Source organism: Nostoc sp. FACHB-892, assembly GCF_014698795.1.
In the GTDB taxonomy this organism is placed as follows: Bacteria; Cyanobacteriota; Cyanobacteriia; order Cyanobacteriales; family Nostocaceae; genus Nostoc.
The window spans coordinates 429,723-455,117 of sequence record NZ_JACJTR010000002.1; the positions used below are offsets into that span (position 1 = coordinate 429,723).

Sequence of the window (25,395 nt, forward strand, 5' to 3'; positions counted from 1 at the left end):
CTTCGTGATTTTTATTTTATCTAACTATACTTGCTGGTTTTTTTAGTTATTACAGATTTCCAGGATAATCTAGTTCAAAAAGCCTATTTTAAGCTGATTAAACCAGTGGATTTATGGCTTTATTTATTCTACTTATAAGTTGTTAATTTCTAATATTTAAACAACTTATTCTGACTAATGTCAGATTGATATCCCGCAAGTATGTGATAAATTTTCACTGGACACAGTTTAGCATGAACACAAAACCTTTAAAGAAATTACTAATTACTTCAAGGTAATGAATAATAACTCTTGTTAGCTGATAACTACTTATGTGAGTTATACCAGGTTAATATACCTCCTGAAAAGACGATCACAGCTAATCCCAAAAAAACTGCCTGTAATCCCACAAAGGTTTCAGCTACACCTGCTAATGCCAAAGGTAAAGAGAGAGCAATATTAATTACATTATTTTGTAAACCAAAGACTTTACCGCGCATTTCTGGAGGTGTTTCTGTTTGGATCGCTGTTTGCATAGGAATTCCCACTAACGCCCCAAAGATACCTAATAGCGTCACTAGTAGCAAGACTAGCCATAGTTGGGTTGTAAATACTGATAAACCAATTAAGGATGTTGCCATGCCTATACAACCGTACAGACTTAGCTGGGTATAGGAGAAGCGTTGACCAAATTGACCAAGAATTGTTGCTCCAGCAGCGATGCCAACACCACCGGCTGCTAGTAAAAAGCCGAACTGGGAGGCTTTCATGTTGGGAATGATTTCCGCCATGCGAACGGCTAGAACAGTTAATGCTGCAAAGACAGAGAACAAGATAATCAACTGAAGCAAAGCATTGCGGACGCGATGATTTGCTCTGAGGTAGGCAAAACCATCTCGCAAGTCAGAGAATACGTGAGGGAATTCTGTATCGGGGTGGTGCTGTTTTTCCTTAGTTGCCAAGAGGAATAAAATTAGTCCAGCGATCGCATAACTACCACCTACTAAAAATTCTTTGCCCAAACTACCACTACCACCAATTTGCAACCAAAGACCATCGGCGATCGCTAATAACGGTTCCCCGACAGCAAACCCAACAATCACCGATGCCATCATCGTTGTCGTATAAAGCGAATTTGCCGAGAGTAAATCCTGTTCTTCTACCATTAAGGGAATTGCCGCCTGTTCTGCTGGTGCAAAAAACTGCGTCAGTGTGGAAACCAAAAAGGTCACACCCAGAATGATCAAAAAACCCACTGGCAACACTCCTATAGGTTTCCAGCCATGAGTCAACCACATCAGAAAAGGAATTGACAAAACTAGGATGCCGCGCCAAATATTTGTTGCCACCAGCACAGCCTTTTTCGGCCAGCGATCAACAAACACACCAGCAACGGAACCAAACAATACCGCTGGAATAGTAAAAGCCATCATCAAGGCTGATACCCAACCACTAATGCTCTGATTACTAGCCTGAAACTGAGTATTAATCAAAGCAATCATCAACACCAAATAAACTTTATCTGCTAGTTGAGAGAAAACTTGACCGCCCCAAAGAGCCAAGAAATTAGGATTTTTTAATACAGGCAAAAACCCCTGCTGTTTGACATTTCCTGAAACAGCTTCTCCACCTGAACCAGATCCATCTAATTTTGGTGGTTCTTTTTCTGAGATATTAGCAACTGGCATCTGCCCGTTGCTACCTACATCAGGAGTGGTTAATATGTTCTCAGATTTTGTTTCTGATTGACTTGGAACATCCGTTTTTGGTATCTGGGCTGTCCAACTTTGATCGTTTTTAGAAACATCTTTTGGAGACATTTCTTGGCCATTGATTTGACTAGGTGTAGACTTAGAAACAGCACTTAAGTGATTCCTAGCTATAGGATCTAATGCCCTATTCTGTTTTTTGGCGAGGCTTGGTGACAAAGGCAGGATTTTTTTATCCAAATCAGACGGTTGCATCATGGTTGGCAGCAAAATAAGAGTCTATCAAGGTAGCAGAGCGAATAGGGCGACCTAATTGATACTGAGCATACTGGCGCAAAATCTGCTCAACAGATAACCAGTGATGATCTCTAGCACCATCAATTTGCATTATCTCTGGTTGTGACAGATGTTGAAGCAAAGCCAGTTCCATAGCACCCGGACGACTAGAAATTACAGGTATTTCTTGCCGATGCACAACAACGGTTTGAGCATGGGGTATAGGGAATGGGGCACTTGTACTAAGCTTTGCTGGTGGCGCAGCATCTTGTAAAGAAGTATGGGGCACTTGTACTGAGCTTTGCCGTTGGCGCAGCCTCTCGTAGAGAACTATTTGGTTATTAATCTCCCCCTCTCCCCCTCTTCCTCTCTCTTCCTCTCTTCGTAAACGTTCCCTAGTTTCTAAGCAAACTGTCCCACCCGCAGGGATGCTAAATCCTACCTGCCAGTTGGGGTCTGTAAAATCTGGGTTGAGGGGGCGCCCAGATAGGCAACATACTTGCACTTGCGGCGTTACTCCTGCTAAGGCTAAAAGGTGAAACACTCCATGAGCCAGATGAGCCAAAACACCAGATGCATTTGCACTAGACAACGCCTCCAACCGATGGAGATGTTCATTGAACAACTCATAAAGTTCTTCTTGGGGTTGTTCGCTCAAAGCTTGACACAAGACTATTTCTGCTAAATACTGGCTGGCAGCCAATTTTCCCAAATCTTTAGCTAGGCCAGGATAAGTTTTTAACGTCTGTGCTTGAGTAATTTTATCAAGCGATCGCCCTTTCGCAATCAATAGTTCATTCACAACGAACATACCACTCCTGCCACCCAGGCTGGAGTTGTGCTTGCGTGCCCCTGGGGCCACTGCTCGAATCAGACCGAATTCTGGTGTCAAAATCGTCACTATTTTATCCGATTCTCCTAGCACCTGGGTTTTAAGATTAATTCCGGTTGCTTTGTAGGTTCTACTCATTAGTCATTGGTCATTAGTCATTAGTCATTAGTCATTAGTCATTGGTCATTCTTCAATTGCAAAGGACAAAGGACAAATGACAAATGACTATTCACCCTTTCCCAGGTTATCGCGCTGGCGGATCAAATCGATACCGCGAGATGTGCCTAATCTAGTAGCACCCGCTACGATTAAGTCTAGAGCTTGATTGATAGTGTGGATACCACCTGAAGCCTTAATTCCTACTTTTTCTTTTGCCAATTCCTGCAAAAGTCGTACATCTGCCACTGTTGCACCACCATTCCAGCCTGTACTAGTTTTTAAGAATGCTGCTCCCGCCTCCATAGCTATTTCAGCAGCTATTTTTTTTTCGGCATCTGTCAATAGGTTGGTTTCCAAAATTACCTTGACAGTTTGCCCAGTCTCTTCACAAATTTCGGCAATTTCCCGGTGAACTTCTTCAGTTTTACCAGCTTTCAACCAGCCCAAGTTCATAACCACATCCAACTCAGTGGCTCCATTCTCCGCCGCTTCTTGAGCTTCATACAGTTTCACTGCTGAAGTCGTCGCACCAGAGGGAAAACCAATTACTGTACAGACTTTTGGATTCTTGCCGTGCAAGAGTTCCACTGCTTGTTTAACATAGGCGGGGTACAAGCAAACCGCCGCAAAATTGAATCTGTATGCTTCTTCACACCACTGCTTAACCTGCTCTGGAGTAGCTGTTGGCGTTAACAGGGCGTGATCGATAAATGGCGCAATATCAATATTCGGATAGTCTGCTGCCATCGTGTCTTCTGCCACTAATTGATTATTAAACTTTATAAAAAATTAAAACATTTCTTATATATATATTAAACCATATTTATTACGAGTTTATTCTGCAAAGAAGTTACTGACTTCTCTTGGATGTTGGGTTATGTAGATGTCGCGGAGTTACTGTGAGTGTTTAAGTTGACATTAGGCAGTAGTAAGCTTAGAAATATCAACAGTATTTGTCATGCCAGTTCCTAAAAAGTGAAAAATAGTTTTAGCTAACGCCTTCGATGCCAAATATGGTACGCCATTACCAATAGTCTTAAACATATTCGTGAGAGACATATTCTCTGGAAGTACAAAATTTGCAGGTAAAGATTGTATTGCTAAAGCTTCCGCCACAGATATTCGCCGGATTTTATAGGGATGCAAATGAACTTCATTATTTCCATAACAAGCTGTCGGAGAATAACGCCATCTGTGAAGACGCTTGAAAGATTTTTTAGAATCATCTCCTTCATCAATAGCAGCAAATCTTGTAATACCTGCCCTTGGTTGAAAGCAGTTTTCTGCATTGGGATGCTTTAGCACATTATTTTTTCTAAACCAGTATTCAACTGTTAATTCTTGAGGTATACCGTCAGGGCAAGGGATGATAGAGTTTTCTTGGAATGGTTCGCACTTACGCCAAGGATAAGCAAAAACCTTTGCTTGAGGATATAAAATCTGATTGTTCCAAGGAAAAATCTCTTCAGGTAGTAACTTTTCACTACTGATTTTTATTCCTCTATCCTTGATAAAACTATTTCGGAAACCAATGAGAATAATTCTTTCTCTATCTTGGGGTACGCCATATTCGATAGCATTAATTAATCGCTCTGTTAATATGTAGCCTGCTTCCAGTAATTGTTGCTTGAGCGATTCAAAAAATAAACGGTGCTTTGTTGTTTTCCATAATCCCTTAACGTTCTCAAATAAAAAGAAATCTGGAAGGTTGCGGCAAATTAATTCAATGTAAGAAGCAGAAAGCTTGCCATTATCTCCTAAACGTCCTCTATTTTTACCGCCAATAGAAAAATCAGGACAAGGAGGCCCCCCAATAAAACCGACAATATTATTAGATTTACGACAGTCTTCTACTAACTCCCGTAGGTGTTGTGTTTGCAAACTTTCGAGAAGTTTGGTGATATCTCCTGCTTCTCCTTCATGATACCCGTATTTTGGCAACGGTAGATTAAGAAACTGCCGTGAATAGCGGTATGCAGCTATGAATGGTGAAAAAATTTCATTGACGTAAACAATGTTAAAACCACTGGTTTCAAAACCTAAATCCAGGAATCCGGAACCAGCAAAAAAGGAGAAAATACAAGGGCGATCGCTCATTTAATAATTAGTATTGAGAAACAGCCTTACAGTCTTAATTAATATCAGAATATATAGGGATTATACTTACGTACCAGTCAAAAAATAGCAATTTTAAGATTGCTATAAAAGTAAAAAAAAATTCACAGTTTCTCTAAGTATTTAGTATCAAAGTTTATTTAATCTTTAAATAAAATACCTGACATAAAAACAGTCTGAAGTCACAATTAAATATAGGAGTTTCTAAACTCTGAATCATATTTAAGACAAATATTTGTCATTAAATAAAAAGCCGGACTATTTCGGACTAATTTTTATGCGAATTTTAATTTACTCCTACAACTACTATCCAGAGCCAATTGGTATTGCCCCACTGATGACTGAATTAGCAGAGGGACTAGTGAAGCGTGGGCATGAAGTGCGTGTAGTCACTGCTATGCCCAATTACCCTGAGCGTCAAATTTACCGGGAGTATCGGGGCAAGTGGTATCTCAACGAATATAAAAATGGCGTTCAAATCCAACGCAGTTACGTTTGGATTCGTCCTCAACCCAACCTATTAGATCGGATATTACTAGATGCTAGTTTCGTTGTCACTAGCTTTGTGCCCGCCCTCATCGGTTGGCGCCCAGATGTGATTCTTTCAACATCACCATCCTTGCCAAGCTGTGTACCAGTTGCTCTTTTAGGATGGTTACGTGCCTGTCCTGTGATCTTAAATCTACAAGATATATTACCAGAAGCAGCCATCCACGTCGGTCTACTGAAAAATAAATTACTTATAAAGTTATTTACAGTGTTGGAAAAGTTTGCGTACCACACTGCTAGTAAAATTAGCGTCATCGCCGATGGGTTTGTGGATAATTTACGAGCTAAGGGCGTAGAAGCTGACAAAATTGTGCAAATTCCCAACTGGGTTGATGTAAATTTTATTCGTCCTTTGCCTAAAGAAAATAATCCTTTCCGCGCAGTACATAACCTGAATGGCAAATTTGTAGTACTTTATTCTGGCAACATTGCCCTAACCCAAGGTTTAGAAAGCGTTGTCAAAGCTGCTTCTGTGTTGCGCCATATCCCAGATATTGTTTTTGTCATCGTTGGAGAGGCAAAAGGTTTACAGCGATTGCAACAAGAATGTTTAGACTGTGGGGCAGATAATGTTTTGCTACTGCCATTTCAACCCCGCAAATCTTTGCCACAAATGTTGGCAGCTGCTGATGTTGGCTTGGTGGTGCAAAAGAAAAATGTTGTATCCTTCAATATGCCGTCAAAAATTCAAGTGCTACTTGCTAGTGGAGCAGCCTTAGTTGCCTCTGTGCCTGACAATGGTACAGCAGCAAGAGCCGTCAGGCAAAGCGGCGGTGGAGTTATCGTTCCTCCAGAAGATCCCCAAGCTTTAGCAATGGCAATTTTAGAGTTGTACCAAAACCCCGCAAAGGTCAAAACTCTGGGTTATAAAAGTCGCCAATATGCCGTTGAGCAATATGCTTTCGAGCAAGCTTTAAATCAGTATGAGTCTTTGTGTTACTCACTGATGGCAAAACGTGGGCGTAGATCAATTCAATCCACAAGAGTTACCAAACAAGAAGTTTAATTTACAGCAGTGGGGTTAGATTACCCAAAGTGCTAAATTCAAAACCCCAGCGATTCTGCTTTAGTTGGTCTAGCTGTTGCAGGATAATTTTTGTATCCTGTTTATAGCTAGGCTGTACTTAGAAGCTAAACGTTGTCCGAACCGTACCAACATAAATGCTGCCATTACTATCATTATGTTCTGGACTTGTAATCACGAACAATCCCGGAGTTATTGCTAGATTATCCGTGACTTGAAAGTGGTAAAAAGCTTCCAAATGTAGGGACGTATCTTTATCTTTGAAGTCATCGCCGAAACTATTGTGAGTCACCTTGGGAGGTTGACCCACGGCAAATCCTGCAAAGCTGCCTTCTTGTCCAATATCTGTAAGAGCCAGTAGCACTGCCCATGTGAAGATGGACGCATTGGGATCTGCTGGTAAATCTTCTGCTTTTGCATGAATAAAACCAACTCTACCACCGAGAGTAATAACTGGGCTAAGTTGCCAAGCAGCTTCTGCACCAAATGAATTAGCAACGATCGCATCTGCCTCATCATTAAATGGATCACTGGTTAATTCGCTTCCAGTTCCTGTATTCAAATTGTTATAAGAGTGAAGATAGGTAACGCTAAGTGCTGTTGTTTTAGTGGGTTCGAGCGTCAGTTGAGCGATCGCTCCGTAAGGGCTAGCAAAAATTCCCTTCTCTGAATTAGCTGCATTGCTGCTGATATATGCTACTGACAAATTCAAAGCTTTATTCAAATTATGAGAAATACCTATACCTGCGCCACCACCTTGTCGGCGAATGGGATTTTCTCGCCCAAATGTAGAAATCGATCCGTCTTCACTACCGCTAAAAAGAGGATTAACACTAGGAACAAAGTCACCTAACCCTCCTCCCAACGCGTACAAAGTCATGCGGGTTTCTTTACCTAGTGGAAATCTGTACTCTAGCTCATCTACTTCCACCTCATTTTTATCATCACCATCAAATCCCAAATTTGCCATTTGAGTTCCAGTTACATCTTCTAATGCTGGTGTGTTTCTTGCTTGTAAGCGCACTTGCAATTTATCTTTGCCAGTAAAACTGCTTACTAAGCTCAGACGAATGCGATCGCTCAAGACTAAATTTTCATTTATTGGTTTACTGCTATTGGCTCTCTTTTCACCAGCGAATCCAGTCACAGCAAAGATGGCTTCCGCCTCAAGCTCAACATGGGGGGAAAACTGTTGCGTTTCTAATGCAGCAACGTTAGTTTCTAATGAAGTAACTTGTTTATCAAGGGTTTTTGATTCTGTAGATAATTCAGAAACAGATGTGATTTTACTTAATGCATGATTATTAGCATTAGATTCCCTGAAGTTATTAGGTTGATCGGGAATCGGTGTTGCAATAGCTGGAGTTATCCGACTCAAAGTGCATGAGATAATTAAACTAATTAAGCGAAATTGTCGCCAATGAGTTGAAGCTAACAATGCTCTCTCCTGAAAATTAGCAATTAGAATATAGGAATTTAAATATCAAGCCGAACCGCAGAGGCACAGAGAACACAGAGAGAATTTTTATAAATTTAAGATTTTTCTAGAAATAAGAGTTTAAATCATCATACATTTCTAATATGTAAGCGTTGTTCACATAGTTTTAATAATGTTTCTGTAAAAAAACGACGTTCTAAGAATTGTGTGCTGATGTAAATATGTCGTACTAGTGTTAAGGTAACGTAGGATTCAATTGAAGTTTTGAATTCCTCGCTTGTAAGCTGGATAAATTTTTCAGTTAGGGCAGTTTCCCAATCGCTTAATGCTTCTGAATTGCCAAGGATGCGAAGGCTGTATTCTTTAATATGAGCAATGAAGTTACCGATATCAATGGCCGGATTACCTTCACAATATAAATCAAGGTCGATAAGATACAAACGAGAACCATTAATAATCACTTGATCGGGATAAAAATCTCTATGGATACCACAGTGTTTTTGCTCTAAAGTATTTTTTCCTAAATAATTAGACGCTGCTAATATTTGTTCTAAGCGTTCTTTCCATTCTGGATATTCTTGGATCACCAATGGAATCCTTTCATTCAAGATTCGCAGTTCGTCTGACACGGTATGAGAACGGCGAGGAGTAATGTTAATTTGGTGAAGTTTATGAGCAACTTCAGCAATTCGTTTTGCTAGAAAACTGGTATTGGTTTGAGGTAAGAATTGAGTTGCGATCGCTCCTTGAACTTTTCGCTGCAACCACATCTGCCATTCGGGGATTATTCCTACAGGTTGCGGTACTGAAATTCCATCAGCACTATCATCTGCAAATCCTTTTTGCCACAAGGATTTTTGTAATTCATAACTATTAAAGTCTGTTCCTTTAGCTCGGATTTTGCCAATTAGTGTAATGGTTTGCCCGTGATTATTGAGCAATTCATATTCAATCAAACAACGCCGCCCTAGTTTGTGACGAATAACTTGAATTTTTTGCAGTTGGGCATTTTGAAATGTTGGCAAGTACTCAGAGAACCGTTCTTGTACTTCCAATGGATCAATGGCTGCTGATAAAAATGGCATTTTGAGATCAGTTACACTGTTGAAGCGATCGCTGACGAAAACAGTCATATTTATTGGGTGTAAATCTAAAAACTTTTATTCTCTCTGCACAATATGCAGCGCCATAATTGGGTTATGTCATCAGAGGATTTGGCTTTTCCTCAGTTCGGATTGCAGTCTGCATTTGATACAATGCCGCATAGCGACCATTCTGTTGCATTAATTCCCGATGAGTGCCTTGTTCTAGCACCTGTCCATTTTCTATGTAAAGAATTATATCTGCGCGAGTTGCAAGATACAGATCGTGAGTAATTAAGAAGGTGGTGCGGTTTTCTGAGAGCCGTTGTAGAGCATCAACGATCGCTTTCTCGTTACCTTGATCTAGCCCAGTTGTGGGTTCATCTAAAATCAAAATTGGAGCTTGACGAATAGCAGCGCGAGCGATCGCAATTCGTTGGCGTTGTCCACCTGAAAGGGTTGCGCCTCGTTCTCCTACAAGTGTGTTGTATCCTTGGGGTAAAGCTTGGATGAAACTATCAGCATTAGCTAGACGAGTGGCTGCTTCAATTTCTGCATCTGACACGCCTGCAATACCGTAGGCAATGTTTTCTCGAATGGTAGCGGCAAATAAAAGACTGTCTTGTAAAACTACACTAATTTGTGGGCGTAATGATTCCAATGTGTACTCGCGGATATCTCGCCCATCAATCATGACTTTACCCATCGTTGGGTCATAAAGTCGTAATAATAGACTTACTAAAGTAGATTTACCACCACCTGATGTACCAACGATCGCTACTTGCTGCCCTGGTTGAATGGTTAAATTTATGTCTTCCAGCAGAACTTGTCCTGGTTCATAGGCAAAGTGAACATGATCAAAACAAACCTCACCTCGGAAAATTGGAGCCGATATTGCATCCGGCAAATCTCGGACATCAGGTTGCTGTGATAATACATCTAAAATTCGCTCACCAGAGGCAGCAGCTTTAGCAAGTCTTCCGGTGTACTTAGCAAAGTTCTGAATCGGCTTAAAGGCATTTTTAAGATAGGTGAGAAATACCAGCACATCACCCGGTGTCAGAGCATTTCGCAATGCCAGCCAGGAGCCGTACCATAAAACAAGTGCTGTTCCTAGTGCAATCACAGCATCAACGGTTCGTTCGAGATGAGCTGCAAGGCGTTGGGTTTTGACGCTCTCCTTTAGGCTATGGTGATTTTGTTGAGAAAAAACTCGCGCAAAGGCATCTTGTAGTGAAAGGGCTTTGACTAATTTAATGGCAGCAATTGACTCAGCCGCCGTCGCCGCCACAGCCCCTTCTTGTTTCCGTTGCTTTAATGAGGACTCTCGAATTCGCTGACTCAGCCGATTTGTTACTAATGCAAACAATGGTAAAGTGAGCAGTGCCAGTAGGGTGAGGCTGCGATTTATCCAAAGCATTACGCCAATCATGCCAAACAGTGTAAGGATGCTTACTACCAGTGGTAATGCTGCCGTGATCATAATTTCTTGCAGACGGCTAGCATCGCTACTTACACGAATAATTAAATCGCCGCTACGAGCTTTGGTGTGGTAAGACAAAGACAAATCTTGAAGATGACAATACAGATGATTACGCACCTCAGTCATGACTCGGCTACCTACTGTTGCTAATCCAACGGTACTCCAATAGGCGGCAAGTGCGCGTAATCCGGTAATGACAAGGACTGTAACTGCTGAAACTGTCAGTAATGTAACTGGCTCTAGGCGATCAATTAATGGAATATTGGTAGGTCGATCGCCTCGAATTAGAACGTAATCAAAGACAAACTTCAGGGGCCAAGGTTCCAGCACCCGTAGTCCGACATCCGCAACCAGAGCGATCGCAGAAATCAAAAGTAGTCCATACTGTTTTTGAATGTAAGGCCAGAAATAACGTAGTATTCCCCATAGACCAGGAATAGCTTTTTTTTGTGGCTTTGAACGTCCCATTTATCCTCTCACCTCCACTTGGAATTGAGGTGGGGTATTTAATCCAGCTATATGCAAAATCTGTTGCGCGATCGCCTCCCAAGTGTGATGTTCTATAACCGTTTTCCGCGCCGCTTGTCCCAAAGAATGGCGCAAAGTAGGCGATCGCCACAATTTTTCTAATGCCTCTGCTAAGGCGATCGCATCACCTGGTGGGCAAAGAATCCCATTCACCCCTGTGTGAATTAGCTCCAGCAATTGCCCAATACCACTAACAACTACTGGCAAACCAGCCGCCATATATTCATAAACTTTCAACGGTGAGAAGTAAAAATCGGATTCAGCCGGATATGGTGCAACAGCAACATCCATTGCTACTAATAATTTGGGAATTTCATCAGGATTTACCGCTCCGGTGAATTTAGCATGAGAGTGTAATCCTCGTGCCAATAATTCGGCTTCGAGATTTACGCGTTCGGGGCCATCGCCAACAATCAAAAGTTTGGCATTGGGAACTTGTTGATGCAGTTGAGCAAAAGCTGCTGTGAGAATTGGCAATCCATGCCACGGTTTCAATGTGCCGACAAATCCCACTGTAAAGGTTTCTTTTTCCGTTGAAAATTCACGATTAAAAGTAGGGAAGCGATGAGGATTTACACCATTTGGGATGACATGAACTTTGCTACTTTTGACATAATTCATTAAGTAAGTTTTCACTTCAGATGAAACAGCAATAAGTGCTGTAGCAGCTTGAAAAACCCGATTAGCGACCTGTTGGGCGCTGTGGCAATCAATCAAGCCGCGATGCTTTGCCTGTTCTGCAATTAGAGGTGAATTTACCTCTAATAATCCGGGAATTCCCATTGCTTGAGCAAATTCCATTGCGCCATAACTCCAAAGAGAATAACGCTCATAAATTAGGTCAAATGGGCCAAACATCTCCAAATCTAAACGCAAATCGGGATTAATTGATAAGGCAACTTGCTCTCGCACAGCGCGTTCTAGTTTTGGGATGGCTGGAAGTTGATGAACTGAAACATTAGTTAAGTCTGCGGGTGGTTTTCCACCAATACGAGTAGCAAACAATTCAACTTGGATATTTTGCCCTTGCAATGCTCGAATTACTTCTTGGATATGAATAGAGCATCCTTTTTGCCCAAATACAGGAATTCCTGGATCGGCACAGATATAGGCAATTCGCACGCTCTAAACCTCCTGAACTACTTTTAAAGTCATGGCAGCATTCGGTTCAGCCGCATGAAATATTGCTCGTAATGCTGCGCTATTGCTATGAATGTCAAACTCAGATTCAATTAAGTGTCTGGCTTGGCTTGATAATTTGACTCGCAAGGCTGGATTGGTAAGGAGTTGTTGAAGTGCGATCGCTAATTGTTCGGCATCATGTTGTGGCACAATTAATCCAGTCTGGCGATCGCGCACTAATTCAGGAATTCCAGTTACATCTGTACTTACACAGGGCGTTCCCAATGCCATCGCTTCGAGTAAGACTGTCGGCAGACCATCCCGGTTGCCATCTTGTCCAATAATATATGGAGCTGCAAACACAGCAGCTTGCTGCATCAAGTAAAATACATCATTTTGAGGACGTGGCCCGATAATTTCCACAGTAGATTGCAACCCTAAATCTTGGATTTTTTGTTGCAATACAGCTTCTAATGATCCAGTACCCACAATTTGACATTGGAAATCACAATTTATTCGCTTCAGAATTGCACAAGCATCTATTAAAATAGATAGCCCTTTCTTCTCAATTAATCGACCGACTGAGAGAATCAATGGAGGACGATAAACCGGGGAAGAATATTGTAATTGTCGTAAATTTAAGCCATTGTAAATGCGTTGAACTCGCTTTGCGCCATAAGTTTTTTGCAAATAATTGAGGTTATAGTTACTGACAGTTACGACTGTGGCAGCATCCTTAAGCTTGCGTTGCATATCCTCAAATTCAACACTTTCATGAAAGATGTCTTTAGCATGAGCGGTGAAGGTGTAGGGAATGCCCGCGAAGTGAGATGCTAACCGAGCTACACTGGTTGCAACTGTGCCAAAGTGAGCGTGAAAATGGGTGATGCCTTTGAGTCGCGCTTCCCGTGCTAGCCATGCAGCTTGGTAAACGGTGCTAGCTTGTTCACCTTGAGCATAAGCCAACTTTGACCAAAAATCTGGAATAACTTTACTCGCTTCTTGTAATTCTGCCCAAAAATAGCTTGCTGCTGTGGGAGTAAGACTATTGAGGGATTCGCTCATTCGACCTTGAATTGGTTTACGAATGTAGTTGACGGTAGCACGTACCTGGGAAATAATATTTTGAAAGTGAGTGTCACACGGTGGCCTCAAAGCAAAAATTTCAATATCTAAACCAGCCGCTTCATGAGCCAAAATTTCATTAACGACGAAGGTTTCAGAATAGCGAGGATAACGTTTAAGAATGTAACCAATATAGATTGACATAATTCGTAATTCGTAATTCGTAGTTAATAAGGTTATTTTTTAGGCTCCCTCATCTTTTATCAAGAAGCTTGTTGCGATGAATGATGAGCAGAGATTAGTATTTCATTTACTAATTGAGGAATGCGGGTAAGTCCATCAAGATCAATACGATTACGGGCTTGTGGCGGCTCAACTTCCTGCATTAACCAGTCTGTCAATGCTTCAGGTTTCAAATCATGCGGGTGCAGCATATCAACTAAACCGAGTGCCTGTAAGCGTTCGGCACGGATAAATTGCTCTCGACGGGGCTTGATTCGGGGTACAATGAGCGATCGCTTTTGAAATGACAGCAATTCGCAAGTTGTGTTGTAACCACCCATAGCAATGACGCGTTCAGCCTGATTCAACAACAGCGTCGGTTCAGCTAAATATTTCAACACCCGCAAATTGGAACGTTTAGCAGCATACTTCTGAAGCCGTTGCTGTAGCTCTCGCGGCATGAACGGGCCTGTCAAGATGATGCCGTTCATATCTGGTGGTAGTTCAGCACAAGCAAATGTTTCTGCTAAACGCGCTCCATCTTGTCCGCCTCCCACCAAGCACAACACGAATCGTTCAGATGGCAAATTCAATGATTTCAACGCCTGAACGCTATCCATATCTACGAATTTCAGGCGGTTACGCTGGTCAAGATAGCCAGTGTAGCGTAATTTTGCTAAAGTCTTTGCATTGAAGCGATATTCCTGTCCTACATCATAAATGGCTGGATCACCATACACCCAAACCGCATCATAGTAGGTTTGAATCGCCTCTTCATTAGCTATTCTTTTCCAATCTCGATGCACGGATGTAGGATCATCTAACACATCCCGTAAACCTAAAATGCAGTGCGTTTTTCCTTGGGTACGCAAATAATCTAGTGTTGGTTCTAGCTCTCTCACCGCTCCTCGCGGTACATTATCCACAATCAGAATATCGGGTTTAAAAGTTTTGATTGTGGTAAGAATAACTTGCGATCGCAGCGTAATAATTTCCTGCAATGATAGATCCAATCGTCGCGCCTGATATTGCCCATCAATATTTTTGTGCAGAGCAGGTAGGGTCAAACAATCAACTCCTGGTGGGGTTGGTACATTGCTGGCATCTTGTATCCCACTAATCAGCAAAACATCAATTTCTAGGGCTGAACATCCTAATGTTTGAGCAATCAACAAATTACGCCGCTTATGTCCCAGTCCCATTGTGTCGTGCGAATATAAAGCGATGCGACATTTACGAGCATTGCTAGATAAACTATTAAATTCTGAAGACCCTATTTTAGCCGACGTTCGTTCTATTTCTTGAATGCGAGATAACAAGTTTTTCATATCTACTCCTGACACAGTTTTTATCCGGTGGCTGACGAATTGCAAATTGAATTAACACTTTTTTAAAAGTTTAAATTTTAATTATTGAGTTGACTTAACCTGATAGATTACTGATAGCCTTATTAAATGAATTAAATAGAATAAAACTTTTTCAATTATTTATATATTGAGATAAGTTAGGTAGATTTTTCATGAAAGCTGCTAATTTTAGTCTTTGAAAATCTTGTCTTTAAAACCTAAAATTAAAATTAGGTTATTATTTTGTTAATAAAAGTTAAAGACCACTTTATAAGTTATCAATTCCTCATGAAAAGTACATGAGAAATTGATGAAAATCCTCTCATCAAGAAATAATCAATAGATTTAAGGACTTAAATCGAGGATTTAAAGACTGATAAAAAGAGTCGTTATGCCAAATTTTATTCAGGACAAAAAATTGGTATAAAGCATAACTACTTACCCGATTCCTTACACAGACCAAGTAACAAAGTTAACTTGAAGGGATAAATAGTAATTTTAAGTAACATTACTTATTGGCAAACAAGAGATGAATTCAAACGACCTCAAATGAGATGAGTAAAAATGAGCAGGGTAATAAACCGTTTTCGCGATCGTATGTCTGTTTTCAAAATATCTCAGTTGCTTTTAGTTTGGCAGCAACTATTGGGAGAAGCACGCACCCGGATTTTGCTCTGGTACTTGCTGATTTTAGGAATGATGTTTCTCATCGCCATTCCGGCATTTCGCTATCAGCTATACCAGCGCATTGACGAGCGTGTTCGTCAGGATATGGAAGCAAACATGATGGCTTTCAAGGCGTTGATTAAGGGCGAAAAGTTTGTTATGGAGAATAGACTTACTGATTATGACTCAGAAGAGATATTGAACGAGTCAAAGCAATTGAACAGATTATTCTATGGAGAAGAACAAATCACTGCTCCAGCCTCCGTAGAAGACTTAATCAAGCTTTTTAGAGCTTATTTGTTGTATCGGCGACTAGAAGATGAGTCCTACTTTATCACTTTTATAGATGGTGAATTCTACAAATCTAGTCCTAGCGCCCGCCCTAAGCTTTTAGCCAGAGACTCACTACTCATGAGACGGTGGGCAAAACAGACCCAACCAGAACAGGGAGAACAAGAATTTTTCGCCCCTGACGCTATTAATATTCTTTACATGGTAGAACCGATTACTATTAATGGACAAACACGAGGAGTCTTTGTCGTTGCCCACAGTAGCACTGGGGAAAGGACAGAAGCTTTAGAAGCAGTCACTGTGATTATTCAAGTTTTCAGCTTAGTGTTTGTGGTGTCGTTAATTCTCACCTGGTTAGCTGCGGGGCGAATACTAGCTCCTCTGCGGACAATTCTGACTACAGCTCATGCCATCAGTGAGTCAGATTTAACTCAGCGTTTGCCTATGCAAGGTAAGGGAGAATTGTGGGAACTGGCAAAGACATTCAATGAAATGATGGACAGACTAGAAGCAGCCTTTGCCAGCCAGCGTGAATTCGTCAACGATGCTGGACACGAACTGAGAACTCCCATCACTATTGTTCGCGGACACCTAGAACTGATAGGAGATGATCCCCAAGAACAACAGGAAACCGTGGCATTAGTCATTGGAGAACTAGACCGGATGAGCCGTTTAGTTGATGATATGATTTTGCTGGCAAAAGCAGAACGCGCCGACTTTTTACAGGTAGCAACAGTAAATGTGGCAGATTTAACCAAAGAATTATTTGTTAAAGCCCAAGCACTGGCAGAGAGAGATTGGCAACTAGACTCTGTAGCCAAAGGTCAGATTGTTGTTGACCGTCAAAGAATTACCGAAGCCGTGATGAATCTAGCCCAGAATGCTACTCAGCATACTAAGGAGAGTGATACTATTTCCATAGGTTCAGCGATCGCCAAAGAGAAGGTGCGCTTCTGGATACGCGATACAGGCGAAGGCATTCCACTGGTTGATCAAAAACGAATTTTTGAACGCTTTGCCCGGTCTTCCAACAGTCGCCGTCGTTCAGAGGGGGCTGGGCTGGGGCTTTCTATCGTGCGAGCGATAGCAGAAGCTCACTCTGGCCAAGTATTACTTCGTAGTCAGTTAGGAGTAGGTTCGATGTTTACTATCCTTTTACCGCTCGATCCCCCCAATAAATAAGCGTCTATGCCCAATATTCTCATTGTTGAAGATGAACCCCGGATTGCCTCATTTATTGAAAAAGGGTTGCGATCGCAAGGGTTCACAACAACAATTGTCACAGATGGGTTGTATGTGCTGGATGTGATCCAAAGTGGAACCTTTGACTTGTTAATTCTGGATCTGGGGTTGCCTGGAAAAGACGGGTTTCAAGTACTCGAAGAACTGCGCGGACAGGGAGAAGACATACCTGTGATTATCCTCTCTGCCCGGAGTGACATTCACGACAAAGTTGCTGGACTAGAAGGGGGTGCAGATGATTATGTCACCAAACCCTTCCGATTTGAAGAACTATTGGCGCGGGTAAGGTTACGGTTGCGAAGTACTAGACCTGCCAGAGATGCCCAAGAATTTATCCTCAAAGCTGGTAATATTGAGCTTAATTTGCGAACTCGACAAGTGAAAATAGGCGATCGTCTAGTAGAACTACCTGCCCGTGAATTTGCTATGGCAGAAATGTTTTGCCGCCATCCAGGACAAGTAATCAGTCGAGAACAACTCCTTGATCACGTTTGGGGTTACGACTATAACCCAGGTTCTAATATTGTCGATGTGTATGTCGGTTATCTCCGTAAAAAACTAGGTAGCAAACTAATTGAGACAGTTAGAGGTATGGGTTATCGCTTGCAAACTAAGTGTTGAGGTAATGAGTCCTGGGTAAAAAATTGTCCCCCTTGTCCCTATACCGTCCAGTTAAGCTTTTTTCCCCCTACTCCTCCTGTCCCCTGCCCCCTACTGGAACGCATTCAAGTTCATCATGGTCGTGGTTGATTATGAAACAGCATTACAACTTTGATGAACTGGCTTTTGGCCGGTCAAATATCCCCTTGCAATCTACTAACTCCAGTCCAAACACAAGCAATTCTAGATATTGGTTCAGTCATCTGAAGGTTGGTCAAAAGATTGGCATTGGATATGCACTGATTTTGAGCATCGCTGTACTCGGAACTAGCATTGGGTTTCTGATTGCAGATCATTACCAGCGACAAGCGCAAAAGCGGGAAGAAGCGGCGATTGAAGAGTTATATAAGATGTATCAACTGAAAACCAGCGTGTTTCGTGTTCGTACCAACCAACACAAGCTGATTTTATACATGGATCAACCAAAAAGATGGCAAGAACAATATACTTTGTTACTTAACTATGTTGATCAAGCTAAACAAGTTTGGTTTGAGTTCAAAACTAACTACAGCATTGAGAACCCGAACCTATATGATTCTGTAATTGAACAAGAAGCACTTCACCGCTTGTTGCAGGTCCACAAAGGCTTTGATACTTACTTACAGCGCACAGAGGCTCTATTTTACGATAACAATCCCAGTAAATTATCACCCAACGAAATTAGAACAGCACAAACTCAACTGTTCAATTTCATGCATAGCTCATCAATTTTTATGATTGATGATTTTCTTGATGACATCACCAACCTTGTTGAAGTCATAGCCGAAGAGTATCAGCAAGCCAATTGGGAACTGGGAAGGGCAGAGAAATTACGTCTAAATATTATCTTAGGCAGCCTGTCACTATCGATCGCGATCGCCACATTATTAGCAATTTTCACTAGTCGAGCTATTGCCCGTCCTATTCAAACAGTCACCCATATTGCCCAACAGGTTACAGAAGAATCTAATTTTGACTTACAAGCACCCGTAACAACCAACGATGAAGTTGGGATTTTGGCTACTTCCCTCAATCGTTTAATTTTGGAAGTTCAGCAACTCATCACAGTCCAAAATGATGCTAACGAACAGCTAGAAGTATACAGCCAGGTACTAGAAGAGAAAGTACGCGAACGAACACGGGAGTTAAATGAGAAAAATATTAGCTTAAAGTTGGCATTAGAGGAATTGCGGTCTACTCAAGCTCAACTTGGAGAAACTGAGGACAATGGCAATAAAACCTGAAAACAACAGCCATTCGCAACTGCTGATTGCTAATATCGAAATCTAAGCAGTCAATTATCAAACTAGCCCCATAGACACGCGTTTTTTTGTTAGTATTCAAAAAAACCTATTGACACATTTTCAGATCAATTGTTTGTGATTTGTAAGTAAATGTAAACAATTGTTTCAAAAGAAAGCACCTGAGGTTTAATGACTGATTTTTTCCAAGGAAATTTCCCATTACAATCCGTCCCACTGACGAAGAGTGTGGCAAAAAGCCATGCCCATACTGAAGAGGAGAGCGGAAAATTAGCTGCAACGATCGCAGAAGCTGCATCAGACCGCAAAGCTGGTGAGATTTTATTGCTCAAAGTAGCAGAAGTATCTTACTTGGCCGATTATTTTGTGATGATGACTGGCTATTCTAAGGTACAAGTCAGGGCGATCGCTCAAGCAATTGAAGGAAAAGTCGAAACTGAGTTGCAACGACGTCCCATAAGGACAGAAGGAAAACTCGAGGGGAGCTGGATACTACAAGATTACGGTGATGTGATCGTTCACATTATGATGCCCAAAGAACGGGAGTTTTATAATTTAGAAGCGTTCTGGATTCATGCAGAACGTATTTCTCTTCCAGAATCTGATGAGGATGAGGGTAAGCCAACATGATTAGGTCTTCGGTTTCAAATTGCCCAGTTCCCACAGACCAACAACCGCTAAATGAGTACGAAGAGTTAAAAACTTCCTGGCTATTTCGTGATAGCACTTTAGATTTGCGCGAGTATATCACGAAAATTGCTTGGATTTGGAGTTTATCTTGGCTGGTCGCAGGGCCTGTGGCAGCAGCAAGTTTTCCTCCCAACAAGTATATTGCACATTTTATCCTCTGTGGTGCGGCAACAGCGAGTGTTGGGGTAGTGCTGGCACTGGTAAGATTGTACTTAGGCTGGTTTTACGTGTGTGATCGCCTTTGCAGTCCCACAGTATTTTATGAAGAGTCCGGCTGGTACGACGGACAAACTTGGACGAAGCCACAAGAAATCCTCAACCGCGATCGCTTAATTGTTTCATACGAAATTAAACCTATTCTGCGGCGGTTACAATTTACTTTCGCTGGCTTGGCGGGAATGTACGTTATTGGTACTATAGTTTGGCATTTGTTTTAAAAAGTCATTGGTCATTAGTTATTAGCTAAGGACTAATGACTAATAACCAATGACTAATTAATTAAAAAAGGTAATAAATATAAACCCATGACAATGGGAAAACGAACTCAAGCCACAGCACTGGAAGTCCGGTTGCTGCGGGAAGGTATTATTGAATCCAGGCATATAGTCCAGGCTGTTGTATGCGACGAACGAGGACGGGTTCTAACCGTCGCCGGGAATTCTGAAACTGCTGCATTTATTCGTTCAGCCCTCAAACCGTTTCAGGCACTCGCAGTCACCACCACAGGTACACTGGAACGTTATGACCTCAGCGATCGCGACTTAGCAATTATCACAAGTTCCCATAAAGGAAGAATAGATCAAGTCCGACAGGTATTTAACATCCTTTGGCGGGCTGATCTTGACCCGACTATACTCCAGTGTCCAATTCCTGAAGGTAAGCACAGTCCTCTGGAATACAATTGCTCTGGTAAACATGCGGGAATGTTAGCTGTTTGTCAGCAACGCCGTTGGCCCTTGAATAACTACTTGGATCGCAAGCACCCAATACAGCAGTTAATTTTGGGCAAAGTAGCAGAATTGCTGCGAATGCCAGCAGCAGAATTTATCAGCGCGCATGATGACTGTGGCGCACCAACTTATCTGATGCAACTCGGTCACATGGCATCTTTGTATGCACTATTAGCCTCTAGTACCAACTTAGATATGGAGCGCATTGTCCGTGCTATGACTCATCACCCTGCAATGGTAGCAGGAGATGGAGAATTTGATACGGAACTGATGCGCTTAACTCCAGGCGAACTAGTCAGTAAAACTGGTGCCGAAGGAGTACAGTGCATTGGTAGACTCGGTGAAGGCTTAGGATTGGCAATCAAAGTCATGGATGGGGCAAAACGAGCAAAATACGCCGTGGCTATTCATTTACTCCAGCAAATGGGTTGGATTAGTCCCAGCGCCGCCGAAAGCCTCTCAGAAAAATTTGTCACCTTAGGAAAATACAAGCGTTTAGAAGTAATTGGAGAATTATCATTTTTGTAGTTGCCAAACTCTTGACTATAGGTTATGATAAAAAAGTCAAGAGCGACGCGGGATAGAGCAGCCTGGTAGCTCGTCGGGCTCATAACCCGAAGGTCAGTGGTTCAAATCCACTTCCCGCCACCAAATAGAAGATAAAACAAAAACCTTGCAATCAGTAAAGATTGCAGGGTTTTTATTTTATTTTGATCTATTCTGGAAGAAATAGCCATCCAAAAAGGCACGGATAATCATGGTTGTGAAGTTGCAGCGGCCAATTTTAGTGGGAGGATTGGGACTGTCCTTTTCTCTATGGATGTTACAAAGTTGGCACGATTCTATAGTGCAGGTGGGTGAGTTTGGTTTATTGAGTGCCTTAGCTGTAGGCGGTGGTTTGTGGTTGTTCCAAAAAAATCGCCCGAAAGACAGTTTAGACGAGCTAGATGGTATGGTGGTGGATCGGGCGACAGTAGAAAGTGCGATCGCTAAAACTGAAACTGTAATTAATCAACTGGCACAAGAAGTAGAAAATCACACAGCATTAGAAGCACTCAGAGAACAAGTTGCCCAATTGTTGTTGGAGTTAGACAGACAAGAAATTAAAGTTGCTGTGACTGGCGGTAAATCCGTGGGTAAAAGCACTTTAATTAAAGTGTTAAAGGAAAATGTCGAGACACGAAATTTGGTGTCTCTAGAAGAAACAGCACCTTTATTTAGAGAAGTATTTAGAGAAGCGGGTGACAATTCAGATGCAGCTGTTTTAGCCGAAGTGGCAAAATCTGATTTTGTTCTGTTCTTAACAAACAGTGATTTGACAGACTCAGAATTTCAAGCCTTACAGCAGCTAAAAGCAGCAAATCAGCCCAGAATCTTGGTTTTGAACAAACAAGACCAGTATTTAGCCGATGAAAGCGCCAGCGTCTTGCTGTCATTGAAACAGCGAATGCAGGGAAATGTAGTTGCAACTGCGGCATCTCCTACTCCCATCAAAGTCCGAAAGCATGAGGCTGATGGTTCTGTGCAAGAGTGGATGGAACAACCAGCACCAAATATCCAGCAGTTGACGCAGCAGTTGGATGAATTGGTACAGCAGGGACAACGCCTAGTTTGGCTAACAACCATGAGAAAAGCCGGGTTGTTGAAAGCTGAGGCGAAAAACTGGCTCAATGGAACCAGACGCGATCGTGCTACCCCAATTATTGAACAATATCAATGGATAGCTGCTGCTGCTGCCTTTGCTAACCCGGTCCCAGCCCTTGATATCATTGCAACTGCGGCAATTAATGCTCAGATGGTAATGGATTTGGGTAATATCTATCAGCAAAAATTTTCCCTAGAACAAGCACAAACCGTAGCTGTAACAATGGGAAGTTTGATGCTGAAACTGGGTTTAGTTGAGCTTTCTACAAAAGCTATTAGTACTGTTCTTAAAAGTAATGCCGTTACCTTTGTTGCTGGTGGCGTAGTGCAGGGAGTAAGTGCAGCTTATCTAACTAGAGTCGCAGGGTTAAGCTTAGTTGAGTATTTCCAACAGCAGGAAATAGCAATAGATTCTGGGACTGGTTTGAATTTGGAAAATTTGCGGCAAACTTTGCAAAAGGTATTTCAGCAAAATCAGCAGATTGGTTTTTTGCAGGGATTTGTTAAGCAAGGCGTGAAGCGTTTGTTGCCAGAAGTACAGCAGGTTGAATTGGTAAAATAAATACTCCTTATTACTAATGTAGGGTGGACATTGCCCACCCTACTGCTGTTGATTATAAAAAGGCATTGGGAAAACCCACTCTTTTTAAAGATGGGATGAGAGACACCTTGATGCCGTTGACGGTTAACTGTCAACAGTCTTTCGTGTTATCTCATCCCCAAAAGGGGATGAGCTTAATTTTTGTGAGACTATAGTGGACGATAGACGCGATAGTTGATTTCGGGGAAGATATTATCCATTAACTCGACTTTTTCTAGCCAACCACTGTCAACTTTGCCGATTTTCACGTCTTCGTAGAGCTTATTGAACCGCATCAGGTGCGATCGCGTCCTTCTAATTGCATAGGGTACCATTGTTCCCGTCCGCATAATAAATGCCCAGTCAGAAGATTGTGCTAATAACAATTCCCGCGCCGCTTGGTTAAGCGCTTTCCACTGCAATTCATCTTCTGGTTCTAAATGCGATATTTCAATCATCCGTTCAGCAGCTTTGTGCAAATGCGGATAAACCCATGCATTTGTTTCATTTAACCAATACTCGTGGAAACCCTTGAAACCCCAACTCGACTGCGAAGGACGACAAACTTGTTGCGTTGGCTGATCTCGCAAATAGTCTGCTAAATGAGTCATTGCATAGGTTCCTTGGTCGTACCACGACTTACGGAATAGGTAATCGATGAACCAAGGTCCTTCATACCACCAATGCCCAAATAACTCTGCGTCATAAGGAGAAACAATAATCGGTGGGCGCTGCATCATACCATAGAGATGCTCAGATTGGCGCTCTCGGTTATACATAAAGTTAGCAGCGTGTTCAGCAGCCTTTTCTCTAGCCCAATAAGGATCGTAGAGCGCTTTATCGGATAGACCTAAACCACGTCCCGTAATTTTGTGATACTTAATACCCGTATTCTTCCGTTGGCCATTGGGCATGATGTAGGGCTTGATGTACTCATATTCTGCTTCCCAGCCCAAATCTTTGTAAAATTCTCGATATTCCGCCGCCCCAGGATAGCCCACTTCAGAAGACCATACCTGTTGGGACGATTCATGATCTCGACCAAAGACCGCAACACCAGTTTCTGTATAAATTGGGGCATAAGTGCCAAAGCGCGGACGGGGACGGGCGTAAAGAATGCCATGCCCATCAGTGAGGAAGTAGCGTAACCCTGCATCGGCTAGCATCCGCTCTAAACCTTCATAGTAGGCGCATTCCGGCAACCAAATGCCTCTGGGCGGTTGTCCAAAGGTTTGCTCGTAATGTTCACAGGCTACCTGAATTTGCGCCCACACCGCCTCTGGATACATCTTCATCAACGGCAAATAGCCGTGAGTAGCGCCGCAAGTGATGATTTCCAGGTTGTTACTGTCTTGGAACTGCTTAAAAGCTGTCACCAAGTCACCTTGATTGCGTTCCCATATCTGACGCGCTTCTTTAAACTCAGTAATGTAATGTTCGGCTAAATAACGAAGATGTCCGTTATTGACATTATGTTCTGCTTCTAGCGCTATAAGTTCTTCTAGTTGAGTCAAGTGTGCGTCATAGCGTTCTTGCAGCAGAGGGTCACGAAGCATCGACACTAGAGGTGGTGTCATACTCATCGTGATTTTAAAGTCGATACCGTCTCGCTTTAAGCCTTCAAATACTTTCAATAAGGGGATGTAGGTTTCTGTGATGGCTTCATAGAGCCATTCTTCCTCCAGCACGTAGTCACTTTCCGGGTGACGAACGAAGGGCAGATGTGCGTGAAGTACAAGCGCGACGTAGCCTATAGCCATAGTGATTTTGGGGTGATACTTGTAAGTTGAAGGTCGAGAGGTTTGCCTGAAATTAACAATATTTTAAGACTTTATGGGGATAGTGAAGATACGAGTGTCAACTTTTCACATAAAAGGAACGCTTAGGCTGCTTCATGTTAATTGTTCATTTGTAATCAAATTATCAATCCTAATCTCTAGTACCTATCTCTAGTACCTACTAGATGTACATGACTTCAAGTCGTGACAAGTATATTTTCCAACTTTTTAGGTGCATGGCTGGCGTAAAAGCAGCAAAGTTGGAATGTATCTACTAATTACTATTTTCATGTTCAGCAAGATACTGATATCCAGCTTGCTTCACTAATTTCCCAAACTCCGCGTCGGGAATCACTCTTTACAAGTCCTTCTTTCATCAATTTGTAACGAACCCATTTTGTTCTTTTTTGCCAACGGGGTTCTACGACAGTATAAACACCTGTTATATTTTTATACTTATAATCTAGATAATTAGGACTTACGCATTGACAAAAAAGATTATCTATGTTGTCTAGAAAATGCCATCACTGCTAAGGTTTGCAAAAATATGCTCACGTACAACTAATGTGAACATGTTGCGTTGTATTTCGTACCAATTGCTAATTATTTTTTCAGACCGCATAAACTCCAATCTAACAAAAGCTTGAAGTGAACAAAATATGTGAGTCTTGATTGCATAGGTATCCCTAACCATGAACCGACAAATTCCACATACTTGTTTTAT

General features: G+C 41.9%; 19 protein-coding genes, 1 tRNA gene and 1 pseudogene. 9 read left to right on the top strand and 12 right to left on the bottom strand.

Going from position 1 to position 25,395, the window contains the following annotated elements; genetic code table 11:
* Positions 1–305: 305 nt before the first annotated feature.
* The 4 genes from H6G96_RS04690 to H6G96_RS04705 all read right to left on the bottom strand — a co-directional run bounded on the left by H6G96_RS04690 (position 306) and on the right by H6G96_RS04705 (position 5,052).
* Positions 306–1,943, bottom strand: coding sequence for an MFS transporter (locus tag H6G96_RS04690; RefSeq protein ID WP_190910372.1), 1,638 nt, complete (start codon positions 1,941–1,943; stop codon positions 306–308).
* Complete coding sequence (gene recO, locus H6G96_RS04695; protein WP_190910339.1) at positions 1,930–2,934, bottom strand: DNA repair protein RecO; 1,005 nt, start codon at positions 2,932–2,934, stop codon at positions 1,930–1,932. Before recO ends, H6G96_RS04690 begins: the two co-directional genes overlap by 14 nt.
* Positions 2,935–3,021: 87 nt before the next feature.
* Positions 3,022–3,702 (bottom strand): deoxyribose-phosphate aldolase, encoded by a 681-nt coding sequence (gene deoC / locus H6G96_RS04700; RefSeq protein ID WP_190910373.1) that lies wholly within the window; start codon positions 3,700–3,702, stop codon positions 3,022–3,024.
* 171 nt (positions 3,703–3,873) lie between these two features.
* Positions 3,874–5,052, bottom strand: a complete 1,179-nt coding sequence (locus H6G96_RS04705; RefSeq protein WP_190910340.1) for a DNA cytosine methyltransferase — start codon at positions 5,050–5,052, stop codon at positions 3,874–3,876.
* Positions 5,053–5,347: 295 nt separating this feature from the next.
* On the opposite strand from H6G96_RS04705, the gene H6G96_RS04710 reads away from it, so the two are divergent.
* A complete protein-coding gene (locus tag H6G96_RS04710) occupies positions 5,348–6,625 on the top strand; it encodes a glycosyltransferase family 4 protein (protein WP_190910341.1) in 1,278 nt (425 codons plus the stop codon).
* A 118-nt stretch (positions 6,626–6,743) separates the two neighbouring features.
* Here the strand turns inward: H6G96_RS04710 and H6G96_RS04715 are convergent, their stop codons facing one another.
* The 6 genes from H6G96_RS04715 to H6G96_RS04740 form a co-directional block, all read right to left on the bottom strand.
* On the bottom strand, positions 6,744–8,081 hold the full coding sequence (locus H6G96_RS04715) for an iron uptake porin (protein ID WP_190910342.1): 1,338 nt from the start codon (positions 8,079–8,081) through the stop codon (positions 6,744–6,746).
* Between the two features lie 128 nt (positions 8,082–8,209).
* Positions 8,210–9,214 (bottom strand): phosphotransferase, encoded by a 1,005-nt coding sequence (locus tag H6G96_RS04720; RefSeq protein ID WP_190910343.1) that lies wholly within the window; start codon positions 9,212–9,214, stop codon positions 8,210–8,212.
* Between the two features lie 64 nt (positions 9,215–9,278).
* Positions 9,279–11,114, bottom strand: coding sequence for an ABC transporter ATP-binding protein (locus tag H6G96_RS04725; protein ID WP_190910344.1), 1,836 nt, complete (start codon positions 11,112–11,114; stop codon positions 9,279–9,281).
* Positions 11,115–12,296, bottom strand: a complete 1,182-nt coding sequence (locus H6G96_RS04730) for a glycosyltransferase (protein ID WP_190910345.1) — start codon at positions 12,294–12,296, stop codon at positions 11,115–11,117.
* A 3-nt stretch (positions 12,297–12,299) separates the two neighbouring features.
* Entirely contained in the window at positions 12,300–13,565 is a 1,266-nt protein-coding gene (locus H6G96_RS04735) for a glycosyltransferase family 4 protein (protein WP_190910346.1), read from the bottom strand.
* Positions 13,566–13,624: 59 nt separating this feature from the next.
* Positions 13,625–14,911, bottom strand: a complete 1,287-nt coding sequence (locus tag H6G96_RS04740; RefSeq protein ID WP_190910347.1) for a glycosyltransferase family protein — start codon at positions 14,909–14,911, stop codon at positions 13,625–13,627.
* 582 nt (positions 14,912–15,493) lie between these two features.
* Here H6G96_RS04740 and H6G96_RS04745 point away from each other — a divergent pair.
* From H6G96_RS04745 to H6G96_RS04780, 8 genes are all read left to right on the top strand, one after another.
* Positions 15,494–17,068, top strand: a complete 1,575-nt coding sequence (locus H6G96_RS04745; RefSeq protein ID WP_242063164.1) for an ATP-binding protein — start codon at positions 15,494–15,496, stop codon at positions 17,066–17,068.
* Positions 17,069–17,074: 6 nt separating this feature from the next.
* A complete protein-coding gene (locus tag H6G96_RS04750; RefSeq protein ID WP_190910348.1) occupies positions 17,075–17,749 on the top strand; it encodes a response regulator transcription factor in 675 nt (224 codons plus the stop codon).
* A gap of 131 nt (positions 17,750–17,880) precedes the next feature.
* Positions 17,881–19,011, top strand: a complete 1,131-nt coding sequence (locus tag H6G96_RS04755) for a HAMP domain-containing protein (RefSeq protein WP_190910349.1) — start codon at positions 17,881–17,883, stop codon at positions 19,009–19,011.
* 189 nt (positions 19,012–19,200) lie between these two features.
* Positions 19,201–19,659, top strand: a complete 459-nt coding sequence (gene rsfS / locus H6G96_RS04760) for a ribosome silencing factor (protein ID WP_190910350.1) — start codon at positions 19,201–19,203, stop codon at positions 19,657–19,659.
* Positions 19,656–20,156 (top strand): CGLD27 family protein, encoded by a 501-nt coding sequence (locus tag H6G96_RS04765; protein WP_190727911.1) that lies wholly within the window; start codon positions 19,656–19,658, stop codon positions 20,154–20,156. Before rsfS ends, H6G96_RS04765 begins: the two co-directional genes overlap by 4 nt.
* A gap of 87 nt (positions 20,157–20,243) precedes the next feature.
* A complete protein-coding gene (locus tag H6G96_RS04770) occupies positions 20,244–21,197 on the top strand; it encodes an asparaginase (RefSeq protein ID WP_190910351.1) in 954 nt (317 codons plus the stop codon).
* Between the two features lie 46 nt (positions 21,198–21,243).
* Positions 21,244–21,320 (top strand) — tRNA-Met (locus H6G96_RS04775).
* A gap of 106 nt (positions 21,321–21,426) precedes the next feature.
* Complete coding sequence (locus H6G96_RS04780; protein ID WP_190910352.1) at positions 21,427–22,875, top strand: DUF697 domain-containing protein; 1,449 nt, start codon at positions 21,427–21,429, stop codon at positions 22,873–22,875.
* Positions 22,876–23,063: 188 nt separating this feature from the next.
* Here H6G96_RS04780 and H6G96_RS04785 read toward each other — a convergent pair whose 3' ends face one another.
* Both H6G96_RS04785 and H6G96_RS04790 read right to left on the bottom strand, forming a co-directional pair.
* The gene (locus H6G96_RS04785; protein WP_190910353.1) at positions 23,064–24,653 is read right to left on the bottom strand and encodes a glycoside hydrolase family 57 protein; all 1,590 of its coding nucleotides are present in this window, start codon (positions 24,651–24,653) and stop codon (positions 23,064–23,066) included.
* 529 nt (positions 24,654–25,182) lie between these two features.
* Positions 25,183–25,395, bottom strand: a pseudogene (locus tag H6G96_RS04790) (IS701 family transposase); the annotation flags it as partial.